Below are 17,173 nucleotides of genomic sequence, written 5' to 3'. Positions count from 1 at the left end.
GCCCGCGACCACGACGCGCGCCGCGGTCAGCTCCGCCCGTCCCGACACCGTCCGCTCGACTGCGACGACGCGCGCGGTGCCGGCATCGTCCACCGGCGTCATGTCCTCGATGACCGCTTCGGCATCGCCCAGGGGCGCGGCGTCGAAACTGGTGGCGCGCACGGTCAGCACCTTGATGGCGTCCAGTGCCTGGACGGTCGCGATCGCGTTGCCCGCATAAATCGGACGTTCGAAGATGTCGGGCGCGACGATGCGTGTGACTTCCGAGATCTGCCCCGCATCCAGTCCGGCCGCGATGCGCGGCATGACGCTCTTGCCGAACGTGCCGGCGGCGGCCAGCACGTGGGTACAAGGCTCCTGCGCCAGCAGTTCCAGCGCCTGGGCGGCGACGTTTTCCGCGAGACCGTGCGCGAGCTGCGGGGCCGAGGCGAGCCACACCTTCGCCACGCCGGCAACGCGGCTGGCCGCGCGCGCCGCGGGGACGCAATCGTGTCCCGCGACGAGCAGGTGCACGTCGCCGCCGCACAGGCGGGCCGCGCCGACCGCATGGCGCGTGGCGGCGTGCAGTGAAACGTTGTCGTGTTCAGCGATGACCAGTACCGTCATGATGGCTCCTCGAATGATTAAATGACGTTTGTTTCGTGCCGCAAACGGCGGACCAGTTCGGCCGCATCCTGCACGCGCACACCGGGTTGGCGTTGCGGGGGCGGGTCGACGGCCAGCGTCCTCCAGCGCGGGGAGAGATCGGCGCCGAGGGTTTCGGCGGGCACCACGTCCAGCCGCTTCTTTTTCGACTTCATCAGGTTGGGCAGGCTGACGAAGCGCGGTTCGTTCAGGCGCAGGTCCGCCGTCACGACGGCCGGCAGCGCCAGGTGCACGGTTTCGATGCCGCCATCGACGTCGCGCGCGACCGCCAGGCCGCCGCCCTCGACCCGCACTGACGATGCGAACGTGGCCTGCGGCCAGCCCAGCATGGCCGCCAGCATCTGGCCGGTCTGGTTGCAATCGTCGTCGATGGCCTGCTTGCCCAGGATGACGAGTTGCGGGACTTCGCGCCTGGCGATCGCGGCCAGCAGCCTGGCGACGGCGAGCGGCTGCAACGCGGCGTCCGTCCGCACCAGGATGGCGCGGTCGGCACCGGCGGCCAGCGCGGTGCGCAGCACATCCTGGCAGGCGTCGACGCCGCAGGACACCGCGACGACTTCCTCCGCGTGGCCCGCTTCCTTCAGCCGCACGGCTTCCTCCACGGCGATCTCGTCGAAGGGATTGATGGCCATTTCCACGTTGGCCAGGTCGACACCGGAGCGGTCCGGCTTCACGCGCACCTTGACGTTCGCATCGACCACCCGTTTCACCGGGACCATGATCTTCATGTCGGTTCCTTTCACTTGTCGACGAATGCGCGCTCGATGACGTAATGGCCGGGATGGCTCATGTTGCCTTCCCTCAGACCATGCCCGGTAAGCACCTCCACGGTGTCCTTCAGCATGGCGGGACTGCCGCACAGCATGAAGCGGTCGTGGGCGATGTCCAGCGGCGGCAGGCCGAGCCTGGCGTAGAACCGTGCGCTTTGCAGCAGGTCGGGAATGCGCCCCTGGTTTTCGAACGGCTCGCGGGTGACGGTCGGGTAATAGATCAAACGGTCGGCCACCAGGTCGCCCAGGAATTCGTGGTTCGGCAGGTCGGCCGCGATGCGTTCCTGGTACGCGAGTTCGTTGACGTGGCGGCAGCCGTGCACGAGGATCACCTTGTCGAACCGGTCGTAGACGTCGGGGTCCTGCACGATGCTCATGAACGGCGCCAGGCCGGTGCCCGTGCCGAGCAGGTACAGGTGCTTGCCCGGCAACAGGTTCTGGCTCAGCAGCGTGCCGGACGCCTTGCGGCCGACCAGGATCGAATCGCCGACCTGGATGTCCTGCAGGCGCGAGGTCAGGGGACCATCCGGCACCTTGATGCTGAGGAATTCGAGCCGTTCTTCGTAATGCGGGCTCACCATGCTGTAGGCGCGCATCAGCGGCCGGCCGTCCACTTCGAGTCCGATCATCGCGAACTGCCCGCTCTGGTAGCGGAAGCTCGATTCGCGCGTCGTGGTAAAGGAAAACAGGCGGTCCGTCCAATGACGCACGGACAACACCTCCGCCTCGTAGAAATTACTCATCACGCCATCCTTTCGTCAAAGATTCGGGAAGCCCGTCCGTCGGGCCGAATGCCATCTGTTTGAGATACGTCCAGGGATAGATCCCCCGCGCGTGGCCATCCGAGAAAACCAGTTGCATGGCCGTCGCGCCCACTGGTTCGATCTTCAACAGGACCACGTCGGCGGCAACGGGCAGGACGCTGCACGTCGACCTGCGCATCTGCTCGCATACGCTGCAGCGGCAGGAACGGCGCAACGCGCGGTACGACAACACTGCATGCCTGCCGCTCCACGCCAGCTCCAGTGCGCGCGCCTTGCCGTTCAGGGTGATGGCGTCGGGCCAGGCCGCTTCGTCAAAGGACATTGGCCACCCCCTCCGGTCCGATCTCCGTGCTGAGCCCGGCATAGCCGCCGTCGCGCAACTCGCCGCCCATCGCGGCCAGGCTTTCCTCGCGAATCAGCTTCTTGATCGCGCGGACCAGCCCCGCGAATTCCGGCGTGTCCATCATGTCCGGCGTGCGGGGGCGCGGCAGCGGGACCTTGATGTCGGCCTTGATCCGTCCGGGCCTGGCCGTCATCACATAGATGCGGTCGGACAGGAAGATCGCTTCGTCGATGTCGTGCGTGATGAACAGCACGGACAGGCGCAGCCGTTGCCACATGTTCGTCAGGATCTCCTGCATGACGGAGCGGGTCTGCGAATCGAGCGCGCCGAACGGTTCGTCCATCAGCAGCACCTGCGGACTGGTCGCCAGCGCGCGCACGATACCGACGCGTTGCTTCATCCCGCCCGACAGCTGCGCCGGATAATGGTTTTCAAAGGCCAGCAAACCGGCGAGGCCGAGCAGGGTGCGCGCCTGCGTTTCGCGCTGCGCCGGCGGCATGTCCTTCATCTTCAGTCCGAACTCGACGTTCTTGCGTACCGTCATCCACGGGAACAGCGAATACTGCTGGAACACGACGCCGCGGTCCGAACCGGGCCCGGTGATGGGCCGGCCATCCAGGGTCAGCGCGCCCCTGTCGGCCGCGGTGAAACCGGCGACCGCGTTCATCAGCGTGGATTTGCCGCAACCGGAGGGACCGATCAGCGACACGAATTCGCCCGGCCGCACGTCCAGCGATACCGACTTGACGGCTTGCACGGTCGCGCCGCGCGCCCTGAAACTGATGTCGAGGTCACGCACCTCGATATGGCCGCCCTGGCCGTTCATGGAGGACGCACTCATTTTCCCGCTCCCGCCGCCGCGCCCGTCCACGGCATGGCGAACCTGGAACACAGGTCGATCGCCTTGCTGCACAAGAGGCCGAGCACGCCGATCGTGATCATGCCGAGCGCGATGTCGGGATACGAAATCAGCGAATACGCTTCCCAGGTGAAGTAGCCGATGCCGAATTGGCCGGAAATCATTTCCGCCGCAATCAGCGACACCCACGCGACGCCCATGCCGACCGCAAGGCCCGTGAAGATATGCGGGAGTGCGCCGGGGATCACGACATACAGGATCACATCCTTCTCTTTCGCACCGAGACTGTGCGCGGCGCGCAGCAGCACGCCGTCGACGCTCTCCACCCCGTGGATGGTGTTGATCAGGATGGGGAAGAACGCCCCCAGGAACGTGATGAACGCGATGCTGACCTCGTTGCTGGGCCACAGCATGATGGCCATCGGCACCCAGGCGATCGCGGGGATCGGACGGAACAATTCCATCGCCGGCAGCGCCAGCGAACGGAAGATCCGGTAGCGGCCGACCATGACCCCGAGGAGCGTGCCGACGATCGCCGCGCCGGAAAAGCCGAGCAGCACGCGCCGCACGCTGATCCCGATGTTCACCGCGAATTTGTCCGAACGCGTGACGTCGAGGATGCTGTGCCACACATCCACCGGCGTCGGGATGTTCCCGAAGCGGATGTAGACGTCGAGCTTGTAATATGTCGCCAGATGCCAGGCCAGCAGCACGGCGCCGATCGACAGGGTGCCGAGCAGCGCCCCTCCGATGCCCGACTCTAGCCAGCGCTTCAGCGAGAACGGGATGTCCGGTGCGGGCGCGCTGCCCGCACCGCCTTCGATGGCTTCCAGTCTGGGCTGCCGTATCGGCTTGGCAGTGGCGGGGTGGGGCGGCGGCGCCGCTGGCGGCGGTGCGATTGGGTGACGGTCCATCAGAGCCATGATCATTTCTCCATCTTGGCGAGCACTTGCTCGTAGGTTGCGACGGTGCCTCCGGATTTTGCTGCGCTGGTCTCCGCGTCCTTCTTCAGCAGGAACGGCACGACATCCAGTTTCGCGCCGATGCCGTTGACCGCATAGAAGGCTCTGTCGGCAAATACCTTGATGCCGAGTCCTTGATCGAACAAATAGACCACAGCAATTTTCTTGCCAGCGTCCTGGTACTTTTTGATCCCCATGAAGGTGCAGGCCGGAGAGCTGAGGGGCACGATGTCGCCGCCCTCGATCCAGATCTCACCCGCTTCCTTCGGACGCGTCACCGCCTTGCCGCAGACCGGGTCCTTGCCCTGGATGTCGTAGTTGGCCAAGGTGCGCTTCTGCGCGTCGTAGTCGAGGCCGCGCTGTTTGAAGGCCGCGCGCAGATAGCTTTCGTTGACCCACGCATCGACATTGAATTCCTTCACCTTGCCCAGCTTTTGCAGCACGCCGTAGCTGGTCTTGACCGAGTTCACGAGCAGGGGCTTGATCGTCGGGTCCAGCGTGTGGATGCCGTCGGGGCCGAGGAAGATGTAGACGACCTCTTTCTCGATCCTGGTCCATGCGGCGATCTTCTCGGCCGCCAGCCGCGGGTTCTTGCGGACCCAGTCGTCGGCATCCATCATGGCGCGGATGTAGGCGACGACGACTTCCGGATACTTGTCCGCAAAATCCTTGCGCACGACGATGCCGTGGAAGGTTGGAATCCCGGTCTGGGCGCCGTCGAAGATCTTGCGGGCGAAGCCCCGGTACGGCAGCAGCTCGCCGAAGGGGACGAAATCGGCGTGGCCGTCGATCTTCTTTTCGCGCAGGTTGCTGGTGCCGATTTCCGGCGTCTGGCTGACGAGGTTCCAGAAATCGTCCGACCAGCCGCGCGCCTGCATCGCCTGCAGCAGCATGCCGTGCGCCGCCGAGCCGAACGGCACGGACACGTTCTTGCCCTTCAGGTCGGCCAGCTGGTAATACGGGCTGTCCTTGTTGACCACCACGCCATTGCCGGCGCCGAAGGCGTTATAGGCGATCACGGCGACCAGCTGCGTTTCGTTGCCCCTGCTTTGCTGGCCGTTGGCGCCGTTCACCAGCAGCGGGTAGTCGCCCATCATGCCGATCTGGATCTTGTTGGCCATCATGCCGTTGGTGACGGGCGGGCCGGAGGTGAAGTTCTGCCAGTCGACCCTGAAATCGATGTTGGCGTACCTGCCCGTCTTCGGCAGGTATTTGTCGAGCAGGCCCAGCTCCTTGATGACGATGCCGCCGGTGACGGTGTTGGTGGTGGTGTTCTGCGTGCCGATGCCGATCGTGACGACCTCTTTCGCCTGCAACACCGGCGCGAACAGGACAGCGGCGGAGAGCGCGGCAATACGGATGAGGAACCGAAGTGTCATGTTGAATCCTTCCAGAATGAGTCACAGGATGAAAAACGACGCGGCCCACGTTGCTAGGCCACCTCCACCAGCTGGTCGCGCTTGTCCTGCCGGGACGCCCATGCGTCGGCCTCCGGCAGCGGTTCAGTCGATTGCGTGATCAGCGGCCAGCGGGCCGCCAGCCTGGCGTTCAGCGCGACGTAGTCCTTCTGCCCGTCCGGCAGGTCCTTTTCGTCGTAGATCGCCTCGACGGGGCACTCCGCCACGCATACGCCGCAGTCGATGCAGACTTCCGGATCGATCACGAGGAAATTCGGGCCTTCATGGAAGCACTCGACCGGGCACACCGAGACGCAGTCGGTGTACTTGCAGCCGATGCACGATTCGCCGACAACGTGTGTCATGACGCACCTCCGTTCAGTTGTATGGTCGTCAGCGCCAGCTTCGACAGCTTGCGCACGTCCGAATCGACGTCCTTCAGCGCCAGCTCCAGGTGCGCGATGGCGCGCGTGTCGCCGATCTCGCCCAGCGCGATGACCGCTTCCTTGCGCAGGTTGCTCATCGGATGCCGCAACGCTTCGCATAGCGCCTGCACCGCGGTCTTCGCCTTCAGCTTGCCGAGGCTGCGCGCCGCTTTTACCCGCACCTGCCAGAACTCGTCGTCCATCGCGCGCACCAGGTCCGGCACGCCGAGCGCCAGCCCGAGCTTGCCCATCGTCGTCGCCGCTTCCTCGCGCACCTGCCAGGCCGGATCGGCGAGGACGCGGCTGAGCGTCGGCTGGATGCTGACTGCCGACGCGTAACCGAGCGCACCCACGGCGATGCGGCGCACTTCCTGGTCCGGGTCGGTGGCCGCCGCATTCGTCAGCGCGCCGATCGCTTCCGGCTTTTTCAGGTAGCCGAGCACGCCCACCGCTTCGCGCCGCACGCCGGCATCGACGTCGCCCAGTGCCCGCAGCGCGGGTTCGAAGGCCGCGTCCACGCGCAGGGCGCGGATCGCGTGCAGGGCGGCGATCCTGACCGAGGCTTCTTCGTCGCCCAGGTAGGGCAGCAGGTACGGTGCCGACGCCGGTTCCTTCAGTTCGGCCAGCGTGGTCGCCGCCGCGCGCCGCACCTCCGGGTCGGCGTCCTTCAGCAGCGGCACGAGCGCTTCCAGCACCTCGGGATCTTCGTAGCCTTCGATCGCCCTGGCCGCTTCCAGCCGCACGCTCGCGTCGGGGTCGGCCAGCGCGGCGACGAGCAGCGGCACGATGTCGTCTTCCTCGTCGGAGTAGGGGAGATCCAGCACTGCGACGCGGCGCACGCCCGGGTCGCTGCTGTGCAGCCGTTCGTGGAGTGTGGTTGCCATCATGGGAGCCACCTCAGCGCACGAGATAGGGGATGTTGACGTGCACGGCGCCGGTCGGGCAGTCCTGTTCGCACGGCATGCAGTACCAGCATTCGTCGAATTTCATGAACGCCTTGTTGGAGACGATGTCGATCGCCAGCACGTCCAGGGGACAGACGTCGACGCATACGGTGCAGCCTTTCTCGGCGATGCACTTCGACTGGTCGACGACGACCGGGGCTTGCGTGCGGGTGGTTGCGATGGTCATGTTCTTTCCTTTCCGGTTCGGTTATACGGCGATGGCGGTTTTGGTGCCGGCCACGCGCAGGCGCTGGTAGGCGGCTTTTTCTTCGGCATTCAGTTCGACGATGTAGGGCTCGATCTCGCGCTTGCGGAAGACCGTCTTCCCGTCCGCGCCCTTGCTGACGTTGGTGTGGCAGAACCAGTTCTCGTCGTCCTTCTCGGGGTGATCCACGCACAGGTGGTACAGGCCCCAGCGGCTTTCCTTGCGAAACAGGGAAGAACGCGCCGCGAGTTCCGCGCAGTCGCGGATCGTGTGCGCCTCCATCGCCCGCATCAGTTCGTGCGGGTTGACGGCGCCGAGTTCCTCGAGGTCGTCCTTGATCTCGCCAAAGCGCTCGAGCGCAATTTCCATCTTGCGCGTGACCTTCGGCGGCTGCAGGTAATCGTTCACGATGCGGCGCGTCTTGTACTCGACCTGGAACGGCGTCAGGCCCTCGCTGCGCGCCAGCGGCGCCATGATGCGCCGGCGCTCCGCTTCCACCATGTCGGTGTTGATCACGGTCGCAGACTTGCCGGCGATGTAGTCGGCCGCGTTCTCGCCGCAGAATTTGCCGTACACGAACGCCCCGAGCATGTAGTTGTGCGGGATGCTGGCGCAATCGCCTGCCGCGTACAGGCCGGGGAGGGAGCACTCGCCTTTTTCGTTGGTCCAGATCCCGGAGGCGCTGTGGCCACTGCAAAAGCCGATTTCCGAGATGTGCATCTCGATCGCCTTCTGGCGGTAGTCGTTGCCGCGCCGTTCGTGGAAGCGGCCGCGGCTCGGGCGTTCGTTGGTGTGCAGGATGTGCTCGATCTCCGCGATCGTTTCTTCCGCCAGGTGATCGAGCTTCAGGAACACCGGACCGCGGCCGCCTTCCAGCTCGTTGTAGAACTCCAGCATCATCTGGCCGCTCCAGTAGTCGCATTCGATGAAGCGCGCGCCGGTGGAGTTCGCGGTGAAGCCGCCGAACGGGCCGGTGACGTAGGCGCACGCGGGACCGTTGTAATCCTTGATCAGCGGATTGACCTGGAAGCATTCCAGGTTCGTCAGTTCCGCGCCGGCGTGATAGGCCATGACGTGGCCTTCGCCGCTGTTGGTCGGGTTCTCGTACGTGCCGAACATATAGCCGGATGCGGGCAGGCCGAGACGCCCCGCCGCGCCCGTGCACAGCACGACCGCCTTTGCCTTGATCACATAAAAGTCGGCGGTGCGGCAATCGAAGCCCATGACGCCGGCGATCTCGCCGTTCACGCCCGTGATCAGGCGCGTGGCGACCACGCGGTTGGTGATGTCGACGCGCTGGCGTTTCAGCTGGCGGTACAGCACCTTCTTCATGTGGTGCCCTTCCGGCATCGGCAGGACGTAGCTGCCGAGGTGGTGCACCTTGCGCACGGCGTAGTCGCCCGTTTCGTCCTTCTCGAACTTGACGCCCCAGCGATCGAGCTCCTCGATCATCGCGTAGCTGTTGCTCGCGTAGGCGTACACCCCTTTCTGGTCGACGATGCCGTCGTTCGCGACCGTGATCTCCTTCGTATACTGTTCCGGCGTCGCATGGCCGGGAATGACCGCGTTGTTCAACCCGTCCATGCCCATGGAGATGGCGCCGCTGCGCTTGACGTTGGCCTTTTCCAGCACCAGCACGCGCAACTTCGGATTCTTTTCCTTGGCTTTCACCGCGGCCATCGGCCCGCCCGTACCGCCGCCAACGATTACCAGGTCGTATTCCAGTTCAATGGTTTTCATGTCACCCTTTCAGTAAAGTCGCCTTGCGGCACCGTGCGCACCTCGTCATAACTCGTAATAACGAGTTGTGCAAATTGCGTGCCAGTCGAATTCCCCGTGTTTCGCGGGATCGGGAGGGAAGAATGATCAGGAACGGTGCGCGTGCGGTGCGGCAGGTGGCCGTTGTGGGGAGGGAACGGCCAAAACAGGGCGTAGGGTGGGGCACCCGTGCCCACGCGTGACCTGTGCGATATGTTGGCGTTACTAGCGCAATACCTTCATCTTGTATTTGAAGGTCTCGGCGCGGTAATGCAGGTATTCGAACACGAGCGGTTTTTCGCCCTGCGCGTAGGTCAGGCGCTCGATGCGCAGGATCGGCGAGCCCGGTGCGACCTTCAGGCGAGTCGCAACGTCGTTCGTCGCCGACGTCGCATCGATTTCCACGTCGGCGGAATGGAGCCGCTGGTGCAACTCGTTTTCGAGCAGGAAAAACAGGTCTTTCTCGCGCAGGTTTCTCTCGGTGAGACGCGACCCCACGTCATGCCTGACCCAGGAGTAGTCGATCGAGACCGGCTCCCTGTTCAAATAGCGTACGCGCCGGACCTCCGTCACCGGGCTGCCGTCTTCGATCTGCAGCTTGGCGTGGGCGATGCCGGACGCCTTGACGGTTTCCAGCCCGAATACATCCGAGAAGGTTTCGTGGCCGAGACGGTGCATCGCTTCGCCGAAGCCCTGCAGGTGCGTCAACTCCTGGGAGACGTTGGGCAAGGCGACGAAGGTGCCCTTGCCGTGTACCTTGAACAGCAAGCCTTCCTTCTGCAAGTCGTTCACCGCCTGCCGCACCGTGATGCGGCTGACGCCGAACGCCGCGATCATCTCGTTTTCCGACGGCAGTTGCTGGTGCCCGACGTAGGTGCCGTCGATGATCTTGGCGCGGATCGCTTCCTTGATCTGGGTGTACAACGGGACGGTCGACGAACGTGGGAGTTGGATTTTCAAGGCGGCCGCGCAACGCAATGGGGACGGCCCATTATATAGCGAGCCTGCACGGCCGGTACCTCGCCGTCAGGGCGCGGGATCGGTCGGATACGGGGGCCGCTTGCGCATCTTGCGCACGATGCCGTCGCGGCCCAGCAGCAGCACCAGTTCCATGTGCCCGCCGGCCGCCGGGGCGGTGTACAACCACGTCTCCATGCCGGAATCGAAGACGATCGTCTTCGTGGGCCCGAACGCGGCCAGCAGCTCGGCACGCGTGGTGCGGCCGGGGACGACGAGCTGGTCGAAGCGGGACTCGGCCACGCTCGTGCCGGGTCCCGGCGCGCGCGTGGCGCAACCGGACAGCAGGGCGGTGACCAGCAGGATGGGGCGCAGGTTCATGGCGCCGCCTCGTCGTCCATGGTGGCGAAGCTGACGAGCGTGTCGTCCGGCCAGCTGCGGTCCCAGATCGGCGCGTAGTACGTGCGGTCGAGCAGCACCTGGCAGTCGCAGAACGGCAGCATGTCGCGCGTCTGCTCGCCGCCCGCGTACAGGAAGCGGAACGGCAGGATTTCCGTGCGCTCGCCCGCGCGCAGGGTCACGGCGAACACGGGGCGCTCGTTGAAGAAGAGGAAATTGCCGTCGGGACTGTTGCACACCTGTTCGGGACTCGTGAGAGCGTTCGAGATCCAGCCGAACAGCGGCGAGCTGTTCGACACGAGCCCGGCTTCCATGCCGACGAGACACTCTAGGCGCAAGTCGCCCAGCCGGCGCGTGCCGGGCGGCAGGCCGGGCGTCATGACTTGCGCGCGCCACGTCATGCTCGTCGTCTTGCGGTTGGCGACGACGGCCGCATCCTCTTTCAGCGCCTGTTCGTTGCGTGGCAGCGTAAAACTGTTGTCGGGCGCGACGGGGACGGGCACCGCGATGTGGTCGCCGATGACGCGCAGGGTGATGCCGTGCATGTCGACGGTCGGCGACCGGGGCAGCAGGCGGAAGCGCAACGTGGCCTGCGGCGCCAGCGCATGCTCGCGCTGGAACCGCTCCATGCCGCGGATCATTTTGCGGTAGGACTTGTCGACGGGGTCGCGCGTGTACGTGACGGTGACCGTCTGGATGCCTTGGTCGTCGGGCGCCGCCTGGGCGTGCGCCAGCCCCGCCGCGGATGCGCCCAGCAGCGTCGACAACACCCACGCGACGGCCCGGTGCATGGTCACCAGTACCGTACGCGGCCGACGTCCATGTGCACGAACTGCGAGTCCGGGTAATAGCCGACCCCGCCCGCCTTCTGCGCCATCACGATCTTGTGCAGCTTGGCCAGGTCCTGGCCGGGAATGCGCACGTCGATGGCCTTGCCTTCCATGTGCAGGCTGTGCTTCGCCACGCCGCCCGTCTTTTCGTGCAGCATCTCGTTCGTTTCCGGCGAGCGATAACCCGAGATCACGTGCACGGTCGGGTGGCTGCCGTACTGGGCGCTGATGCGGTCCAGCAAGACGAGCAGTTTCGGATCGATGGCCGAGATCTTGTTGTTGCGGTGGTCGCGCAGCAGTTTATTAATGTCCTGCAAGGCTTCGGGAATGAATTCGCCTTCGGCCCAGAAAATGGTGCGCAGGCTTTCGCCCGTGTGCGTGTTGTACAGGCGCACGATGCGCTCGTTCGGCGCGACAGGGGAGACGGGCGCATCCGGCAGGGTCTTGGCGCTGGTCCGGATGGCGGGGGCACCGAGCACCGATGCGAGGACGGCGGAACTTTTGAGGAAAGAGCGTCGTTGATTCATGAGCTTCTCCTTGCTGATTGCCAGCCTCAATGATACGCCCCATGCATGATTCTTGCAGCGGACGGTGTCCGGCCTGCTTGTCAGTCCAGGACGACAAGCCTGGGCAATATTTCTTAGAATGAGCGCGGCCGATCATCCACGTGAGGAGACCCAGCATGCGCTTTGCCCTTGTGTCATCGTTTGTCTTGATGCTGGCCCTGGCCGCGCCGGCGCCCGCACGCGATGCCGGCATCGACATCCCCATCCCCGATATTCCGTACACGAAATTTGTTCTGAAGAATGGCCTGACGGTGATCGTGCACGAAGACCATAAATCGCCCGTCGTGGCCGTCAACACGTGGTATCACGTGGGTTCCAAGAACGAGAAACCCGGCAAGACGGGCTTTGCGCACCTGTTCGAACACCTCATGTTTTCCGGCAGCGCCAACTTCGACAAGACATTCCTGTCGGCACTGGAAGGCATTGGCGCGACGGACCTGAACGGCACGACGAACAAGGACCGCACGAATTACTTCGAGACGGTCCCCACGTCCATGCTCGACTACGCGCTGTTCGCCGAGAGCGACCGCATGGGTCATCTGCTGGGTGTGCTCGACCAGAAGAAACTCGACCTGCAGCGGGGTGTCGTCCAGAACGAAAAGCGCCAGCGCGAGAACCAGCCGTACGGCATCGTCGAGCAGGTCGTCACGGAGAATACGTGGCCGGCCAACCACCCGTATTCATGGACCGTGATCGGAGCCATGGCCGACCTCGATGCCGCGTCGATGACGGACGTCACCGACTGGTTCAAAGGGCACTATGGCCCGAACAACGTGGTGCTCGTGCTGGCCGGCGACATCACGCCGCAGCAGGCCCGCGAAAAGGTCGAAAAATACTACGGCGATATTCCTCCGGGCCCGCCGCAGGCCCACCAGCAGGCGTGGGTCGCGAAGCGCAGCGGCACGCACCGGGGGCAGGTCCAGGACCGCGTGCCGCAGGCGCGCATCTATCGCCTGTGGAACGTGCCGGGCGCCGACACGCCCGAAGAACCGCTGCTCGACCTCGCCGCGCAGGTGCTGGGCGGGGGCAAGACGTCGCGGTTGTACCAGCGCCTCGTCGTCAAGGAACAGTTGGCGACGTCGGTCGGCACCGGCAACGATTCGAACGAAATCGCCGGCCAGTTCGGCATCAACCTGACCGCGAAGCCGGGCGCACCTGCGGCCGACGTCACGCGCATGGAAACCCTGGCCGACGAGGAATTGCGCGCGCTGATGAAGACCGGCCCGACGGCCGCCGAGCTGCGGCTTGCGCAGACGACGATCCTCGCGCAGCACGCGCGCGCCGTCGAGCGTGTGGGCGGCTTCGGCGGCAAGAGCGACGTGCTGGCGCGCTGCGCCACGTACACGGGCAATCCGGACTGCTACAAGCTCTATTTGCAGCGCATCAAGGACGCGACGCCGGCGGCGGTGCGCAAAGCCATGCTCGACTGGCTGGCCGACGGCGACTACGTGCTGGAAGTCGATCCATTCCCGACCGGGCTCGCGGCGGGGGCGTCCACGGTGGACCGCGGCAAGGGCCCGCCGGCCGGCCATCCGGAAACCTTGACCCTGCCGCCCATGCAGAAGACGACGCTGTCCAATGGCATGCAGGTCGTGCTGGCCGAGCGCCACGGCGCGCCCGTGATCAACCTGTCGCTGATGCTCGGTGGCGGCTTCGCGTCCGATTCGCAGGCGCTGCCCGGCCTCGCGAGCCTCACCCTGCGCATGCTGGAAGAGGGGACGACGTCGCGCAGCGCCCTGCAGATCAGCCGCGAACTGGAAGCGCTGGGCGCCTCGTTCGGCACGTCGATCAACCTGGACGGCGCCTTCGTCAACATGAACGTGCTCAAGCCCACGCTGGCGCAGGCGCTGGGCCTGTACGCCGACCTCGCGTTGCGTCCGGCCTTTCCGCAGGCGGACTTCGAACGCGTGCGCAAGACGCGGCTGGCCGCGATCCAGCGCGAGCAGACGGTGCCGCGCCTGATGGCCTTGCGCGTGCTGCCGCCGCTGCTGTACGGCCCCGGCCATCCGTATTCCCTGCCGCTGACCGGTACCGGCACGGAAGCCGCGGTCTCCCGCATGACGCGCGCCGATCTCGTGGGCTATCACGGCACGTGGTTCAAGCCGAACAATGCGACCCTGCTCGTCGTCGGCGACACGACCCTGGCCGAACTGGCGCCGCTGCTGGAACGCGCGTTCGGCGCGTGGAAGGCCGGCACCCTGCCGGCGCACGAGATCGCCAAGGTCGACCAGCCGGCCGGCACGACGATCTACCTGATCGACCGTCCCGGTGCGCTGCAGAGCAATATCGTGGGCGCCCAGCTGGCGCCGCCGCGCAACACGCCGGATGCCGTCGCGCTGAACCTGCTCAACGACGTGTTCGGCGGCACGTTCAGTTCGCGCCTGAACATGGATCTGCGGGAAGATAAACACTGGTCGTACGGCGTCGGCTCGTCGCTCGTCGCGGCGCGCGGGCAGCGCATCCTGGTCAGCGATTCGCCGGTCCAGACCGACAAGACGGCCGATGCGCTGCGCGAACTGGCGCGCCAATATGCCGAGCTGGGCAGCGCACGTCCCGTCACGCCGCGCGAACTGCAGGATGCGCAGGCGAACGAGACGCTGGGCCTGCCCGGCTCGTTCGAGACGGTCAGCCAGCTCAGCAATGCCTACGCAACGATCCTGCAATACGGCTTGCCCGAGGATTACTACAACACGTACACGGCGACGGCGCTGGCCGTCACGCCCGCGCAGTTGAATGCGCTGGCGGCGCGCGTCGTGCTGCCGCGGCAGCCGGTGTGGATCGTCGTCGGCGACATGAGCAAGATCGAGGCGCCGATCCGTGCCCTGAACCTGGGGCAAGTGCGCCGGATCGACGTCGATGGCAAGGCATTACCCTAGCGGTTTCGCCTGCTTCGGCATCTGTTCCTGATAGCGCTGGAACACCTCGAACCGCCTCTCGCGCCGCAGGATCTTCGAATGCGGATCGAACGTGACCGTCGCGTGCGGCGGCAGCGCGATGCTGCCGCGGCCGTCCGTCATCGGCAGGGTGACGGTGCGCCCGTCCACGCGCACGTCGAGCGGCATCGGGAACGGCGTGTTGGCGGCCGTCTTCCAGGCGAGGTCCAGCGTGTCGCCGCGGCGCGTGGCCATGAGCTCGGGCAGCGCGGCCTGGTACATATAGGCCTGGAAGAACCAGCCGAGGTCGCGTCCGCTCGCGCGCTGGACGATGGCGATGAAGTCCGGCGTCGTCGCATAGCGCGGCGAGAAATTCCCCGGGCGCGGGTCAGGTGTGCCGTACACGAGTTCGCGCACGGCGCGGAAAAAGGCGCCGTCGCCGATCAGGCCGCGCAACGTGTGCAACACGAGCGAGCCTTTCGCATAAATGTCGCCGCCGGGACCGCCGCGCTTGAGGTCGTAGACGTCTTCCTCGCGCTTGTGCTTGCCGGACACGAGCGGCGCCTTGTTGCGGATGCCCGCGCGTTGCTGCATCAGCGCGGCGAAATATTCCTGGTCGCCGTGCAGGTATTGCATGTACAGCGGCTGCATGTAGGAGGCGAGGCCCTCGTGCAGCCACATGTCGTCCCAGTCGGCATTCGTGAGCTGGTTGCCGAACCATTCGTGGGCGAATTCGTGCTGCAGCAGGTCGTCGTAGCCGTATGGCGTCTTGACGTATTTGTTGCCGTAGGCATTGATGGTCTGGTGTTCCATGCCCTTGTGCGGCGTTTCGACGACGCCCATTTTCTCGTCGGCGAACGGGTAGGGACCGATCGTCGATTCGAAGAAATCCAGCATGTTCGGGAATTCCGAGAACAGGTCTTGCGCATGCGCCTTGTTCTGCGGCAGGTACCAGAACCGCAGCGGGATCGTATTGCCGTAGCGGCTGCGGTACTCGCCGGACAGCACCTCGTACGGCCCCACGTTGATGGCGATGCCGTACGTGCTCGGGCTCTTTGCGCGCCAGTGCCATGTGCGCCAGCCGTTCGCTTCCGTCATGCCCGTGGCCACGCCATTGCCCGCGGCCACGAGTGGCGCGGGCACGGTGATGTGTTCGTCGACGACCTTCGGCTTGCCCATCGGATGGTCGATGCAGGGCCAGAACAGGTCGCAGCCTTCGCCTTCGACGGCGCTCGCGACCCACGGCTTGCCGTCCGGCGTGCGCGCCCACACGAAGCCGCCGTCCCATGGCGCCCGTTTCGCCACGTGCGGCTCGCCGTGGTACGTCACGCGCACCTTGATCTGGCGGCCCGGCTCCAAGCGCTGCGGCAGATCGATGGTCAGCTTGCCGTCCGGGTTGCGCCACCGGTCGGCCGCGAGCGGCTGGCCGTCGACCGTGATGGTGTCGATGGGCAGGTTGCGGTCCAGGTCGAGCTCGATGCTGTCCAGCGGCGCCCCGGTGCTGAACGTGAGCGTCGCGTCGCCGCGCAGGCTGCGGCTGTCCGGGTCGATGCGCAGGCTCAGGTCGGCATGGTCGAACGACAGCGCCTGCTGCGCGCTACTACGCTGCGCGCCCGAGTTGACGGTGTAGTCGGTGAGGGCGGGCTGGCTGGCGCAGCCTGCCAGCAGGACGCACAAGGCGGCGATGGCGGTTCTTTGCATGATGCCGGAAATTTAGCACAGCGGAAACCGGCGCCACCAAATCGTCTGCCGGCGGATACTGCGCGGCGAGGAGGATCTTACATGAGCGACCTGGACATCGATATCGGCCGCACCGCCCTGGTGCTGATCGATTTGCAGAACAGTAATGTGAAACGCGACCTGGCCCCGTACACGGCCGAGCAGGTGGTGGGCAATTGCGTGCTGCTGTCGGGCGAAATGCGCGACCGCGGCGGCATGGTGATCTTCGTGCGCGTGCTCGTCGACCAGTTGCAGCTGCCGCCGGCCGATGCGCCGCTGCGCAAACCCGGCACGCCCGCGCCACCGCCGGACGCGTCGCTGCTGGCGCCGGACGCGCAGGTGCAGGCGCAGGACATCGTCGTGACGAAGCGCCAGTGGGGCGCGTTCTACGGCACGGAACTGGACCAGTTGCTGCGCCGGCGCCACATCAAGACGATCGTCCTCGGCGGCATCGCCACCAACTTCGGCGTCGAGTCGACGGCGCGCGCCGCGTTCGACCGCGGCTACGAGCTCGTCTTCGTCGAGGATGCGATGAGCAGCATGGCGGCGGACGCGCACGAGTTCGCCTGCGGGCACATCTTTCCCGTCATGGGCAAGGTGCGCTCGACGCGTCATGTGATCGACGCGTTGCAGGCGGGGACGGGGGACGCTTGATGTCGATTGGTTAGCGCATATACGTCGTCCCCGCGAAGGCGGGGACCCAATTTTCGCGATCTGCCGACAAACTTGGGTTCCCGCCTGCGCGGGAACCCAAGTT

18 protein-coding genes are annotated in these 17,173 nt (G+C 65.5%); 2 read left to right on the top strand and 16 right to left on the bottom strand.

Annotated elements, in window-relative coordinates; all coding sequences use genetic code 11:
- From ACEN88_RS08965 to ACEN88_RS08895, 15 genes are all read right to left on the bottom strand, one after another.
- On the bottom strand, window positions 1–606 hold a 606-nt coding region (locus ACEN88_RS08965), incomplete at its 3' end, for an electron transfer flavoprotein subunit alpha/FixB family protein (protein ID WP_413338894.1).
- Between the two features lie 17 nt (window positions 607–623).
- Window positions 624–1,373, bottom strand: a complete 750-nt coding sequence (locus ACEN88_RS08960; protein ID WP_413338892.1) for an electron transfer flavoprotein subunit beta/FixA family protein — start codon at window positions 1,371–1,373, stop codon at window positions 624–626.
- Window positions 1,374–1,384: 11 nt separating this feature from the next.
- A complete protein-coding gene (locus ACEN88_RS08955) occupies window positions 1,385–2,158 on the bottom strand; it encodes a ferredoxin--NADP reductase (protein WP_413338890.1) in 774 nt (257 codons plus the stop codon).
- Window positions 2,151–2,501 carry a DUF971 domain-containing protein gene (locus ACEN88_RS08950; protein ID WP_413338888.1) on the bottom strand — a complete coding sequence of 117 codons (351 nt, stop codon included), beginning with the start codon at window positions 2,499–2,501 and terminating at the stop codon, window positions 2,151–2,153. The genes ACEN88_RS08955 and ACEN88_RS08950 overlap by 8 nt, the downstream gene beginning before the upstream one ends.
- Window positions 2,491–3,363 (bottom strand): ABC transporter ATP-binding protein, encoded by an 873-nt coding sequence (locus tag ACEN88_RS08945; protein WP_413338886.1) that lies wholly within the window; start codon window positions 3,361–3,363, stop codon window positions 2,491–2,493. Before ACEN88_RS08945 ends, ACEN88_RS08950 begins: the two co-directional genes overlap by 11 nt.
- A complete protein-coding gene (locus tag ACEN88_RS08940; protein WP_413338883.1) occupies window positions 3,360–4,304 on the bottom strand; it encodes an ABC transporter permease in 945 nt (314 codons plus the stop codon). Before ACEN88_RS08940 ends, ACEN88_RS08945 begins: the two co-directional genes overlap by 4 nt.
- Before the next feature lie 2 nt (window positions 4,305–4,306).
- On the bottom strand, window positions 4,307–5,722 hold the full coding sequence (locus ACEN88_RS08935) for an ABC transporter substrate-binding protein (protein WP_413338881.1): 1,416 nt from the start codon (window positions 5,720–5,722) through the stop codon (window positions 4,307–4,309).
- Between the two features lie 53 nt (window positions 5,723–5,775).
- Window positions 5,776–6,105 (bottom strand): ferredoxin FdxA, encoded by a 330-nt coding sequence (gene fdxA / locus ACEN88_RS08930; RefSeq protein ID WP_413338879.1) that lies wholly within the window; start codon window positions 6,103–6,105, stop codon window positions 5,776–5,778.
- Window positions 6,102–7,049, bottom strand: a complete 948-nt coding sequence (locus ACEN88_RS08925; protein WP_413338877.1) for a HEAT repeat domain-containing protein — start codon at window positions 7,047–7,049, stop codon at window positions 6,102–6,104. The genes fdxA and ACEN88_RS08925 overlap by 4 nt, the downstream gene beginning before the upstream one ends.
- A gap of 13 nt (window positions 7,050–7,062) precedes the next feature.
- Window positions 7,063–7,296 carry a ferredoxin family protein gene (locus ACEN88_RS08920; RefSeq protein ID WP_056448502.1) on the bottom strand — a complete coding sequence of 78 codons (234 nt, stop codon included), beginning with the start codon at window positions 7,294–7,296 and terminating at the stop codon, window positions 7,063–7,065.
- Window positions 7,297–7,317: 21 nt separating this feature from the next.
- Window positions 7,318–9,054 carry a fumarate reductase/succinate dehydrogenase flavoprotein subunit gene (locus ACEN88_RS08915; RefSeq protein ID WP_413338874.1) on the bottom strand — a complete coding sequence of 579 codons (1,737 nt, stop codon included), beginning with the start codon at window positions 9,052–9,054 and terminating at the stop codon, window positions 7,318–7,320.
- A 243-nt stretch (window positions 9,055–9,297) separates the two neighbouring features.
- On the bottom strand, window positions 9,298–10,032 hold the full coding sequence (locus ACEN88_RS08910) for a GntR family transcriptional regulator (protein WP_413338872.1): 735 nt from the start codon (window positions 10,030–10,032) through the stop codon (window positions 9,298–9,300).
- Window positions 10,033–10,098: 66 nt separating this feature from the next.
- On the bottom strand, window positions 10,099–10,410 hold the full coding sequence (locus ACEN88_RS08905; protein WP_413338870.1) for a hypothetical protein: 312 nt from the start codon (window positions 10,408–10,410) through the stop codon (window positions 10,099–10,101).
- Complete coding sequence (locus ACEN88_RS08900; RefSeq protein ID WP_413338868.1) at window positions 10,407–11,219, bottom strand: hypothetical protein; 813 nt, start codon at window positions 11,217–11,219, stop codon at window positions 10,407–10,409. The genes ACEN88_RS08905 and ACEN88_RS08900 overlap by 4 nt, the downstream gene beginning before the upstream one ends.
- Before the next feature lie 2 nt (window positions 11,220–11,221).
- Entirely contained in the window at window positions 11,222–11,785 is a 564-nt protein-coding gene (locus ACEN88_RS08895) for a DUF882 domain-containing protein (RefSeq protein WP_413338866.1), read from the bottom strand.
- A gap of 155 nt (window positions 11,786–11,940) precedes the next feature.
- Between ACEN88_RS08895 and ACEN88_RS08890 the strand changes: the two genes are divergently transcribed.
- Window positions 11,941–14,700 (top strand): M16 family metallopeptidase, encoded by a 2,760-nt coding sequence (locus tag ACEN88_RS08890; RefSeq protein ID WP_413338864.1) that lies wholly within the window; start codon window positions 11,941–11,943, stop codon window positions 14,698–14,700.
- Here ACEN88_RS08890 and ACEN88_RS08885 read toward each other — a convergent pair.
- The gene (locus ACEN88_RS08885) at window positions 14,692–16,398 is read right to left on the bottom strand and encodes a M1 family metallopeptidase (protein ID WP_413338862.1); all 1,707 of its coding nucleotides are present in this window, start codon (window positions 16,396–16,398) and stop codon (window positions 14,692–14,694) included. The two genes, ACEN88_RS08890 and ACEN88_RS08885, sit on opposite strands and share 9 nt — an antisense overlap.
- 81 nt (window positions 16,399–16,479) lie before the next feature.
- Between ACEN88_RS08885 and ACEN88_RS08880 the strand changes: the two genes are divergently transcribed.
- Window positions 16,480–17,070 (top strand): isochorismatase family protein, encoded by a 591-nt coding sequence (locus ACEN88_RS08880; protein ID WP_413338860.1) that lies wholly within the window; start codon window positions 16,480–16,482, stop codon window positions 17,068–17,070.
- Window positions 17,071–17,173 lie beyond the last annotated feature (103 nt).

Source organism: Massilia sp. CT11-108, assembly GCF_047302915.1.
Lineage (GTDB): Bacteria > Pseudomonadota > Gammaproteobacteria > Burkholderiales > Burkholderiaceae_D > Telluria > Telluria orientalis.
This window is presented reverse-complemented; position numbering and strand designations above follow the sequence as displayed.

Excerpts from the sequence above, each read along its gene's own strand:
- fdxA (WP_413338879.1), bottom strand. The coding sequence starts at position 6,105 with ATGACACACGTTGTCGGCGAATCGTGCATCGGCTGCAAGTACACCGAC.
- ACEN88_RS08895 (WP_413338866.1), bottom strand. The coding sequence starts at position 11,785 with ATGAATCAACGACGCTCTTTCCTCAAAAGTTCCGCCGTCCTCGCATCG.
- ACEN88_RS08920 (WP_056448502.1), bottom strand. The coding sequence starts at position 7,296 with ATGACCATCGCAACCACCCGCACGCAAGCCCCGGTCGTCGTCGACCAG.
- ACEN88_RS08945 (WP_413338886.1), bottom strand. The coding sequence starts at position 3,363 with ATGAGTGCGTCCTCCATGAACGGCCAGGGCGGCCATATCGAGGTGCGT.
- ACEN88_RS08950 (WP_413338888.1), bottom strand. The coding sequence starts at position 2,501 with ATGTCCTTTGACGAAGCGGCCTGGCCCGACGCCATCACCCTGAACGGC.
- ACEN88_RS08925 (WP_413338877.1), bottom strand. The coding sequence starts at position 7,049 with ATGGCAACCACACTCCACGAACGGCTGCACAGCAGCGACCCGGGCGTG.
- ACEN88_RS08935 (WP_413338881.1), bottom strand. The coding sequence starts at position 5,722 with ATGACACTTCGGTTCCTCATCCGTATTGCCGCGCTCTCCGCCGCTGTC.
- ACEN88_RS08905 (WP_413338870.1), bottom strand. The coding sequence starts at position 10,410 with ATGAACCTGCGCCCCATCCTGCTGGTCACCGCCCTGCTGTCCGGTTGC.
- ACEN88_RS08955 (WP_413338890.1), bottom strand. The coding sequence starts at position 2,158 with ATGAGTAATTTCTACGAGGCGGAGGTGTTGTCCGTGCGTCATTGGACG.
- ACEN88_RS08890 (WP_413338864.1), top strand. The coding sequence starts at position 11,941 with ATGCGCTTTGCCCTTGTGTCATCGTTTGTCTTGATGCTGGCCCTGGCC.
- ACEN88_RS08900 (WP_413338868.1), bottom strand. The coding sequence starts at position 11,219 with ATGCACCGGGCCGTCGCGTGGGTGTTGTCGACGCTGCTGGGCGCATCC.
- ACEN88_RS08885 (WP_413338862.1), bottom strand. The coding sequence starts at position 16,398 with ATGCAAAGAACCGCCATCGCCGCCTTGTGCGTCCTGCTGGCAGGCTGC.
- ACEN88_RS08940 (WP_413338883.1), bottom strand. The coding sequence starts at position 4,304 with ATGGCTCTGATGGACCGTCACCCAATCGCACCGCCGCCAGCGGCGCCG.
- ACEN88_RS08960 (WP_413338892.1), bottom strand. The coding sequence starts at position 1,373 with ATGAAGATCATGGTCCCGGTGAAACGGGTGGTCGATGCGAACGTCAAG.
- ACEN88_RS08880 (WP_413338860.1), top strand. The coding sequence starts at position 16,480 with ATGAGCGACCTGGACATCGATATCGGCCGCACCGCCCTGGTGCTGATC.
- ACEN88_RS08915 (WP_413338874.1), bottom strand. The coding sequence starts at position 9,054 with ATGAAAACCATTGAACTGGAATACGACCTGGTAATCGTTGGCGGCGGT.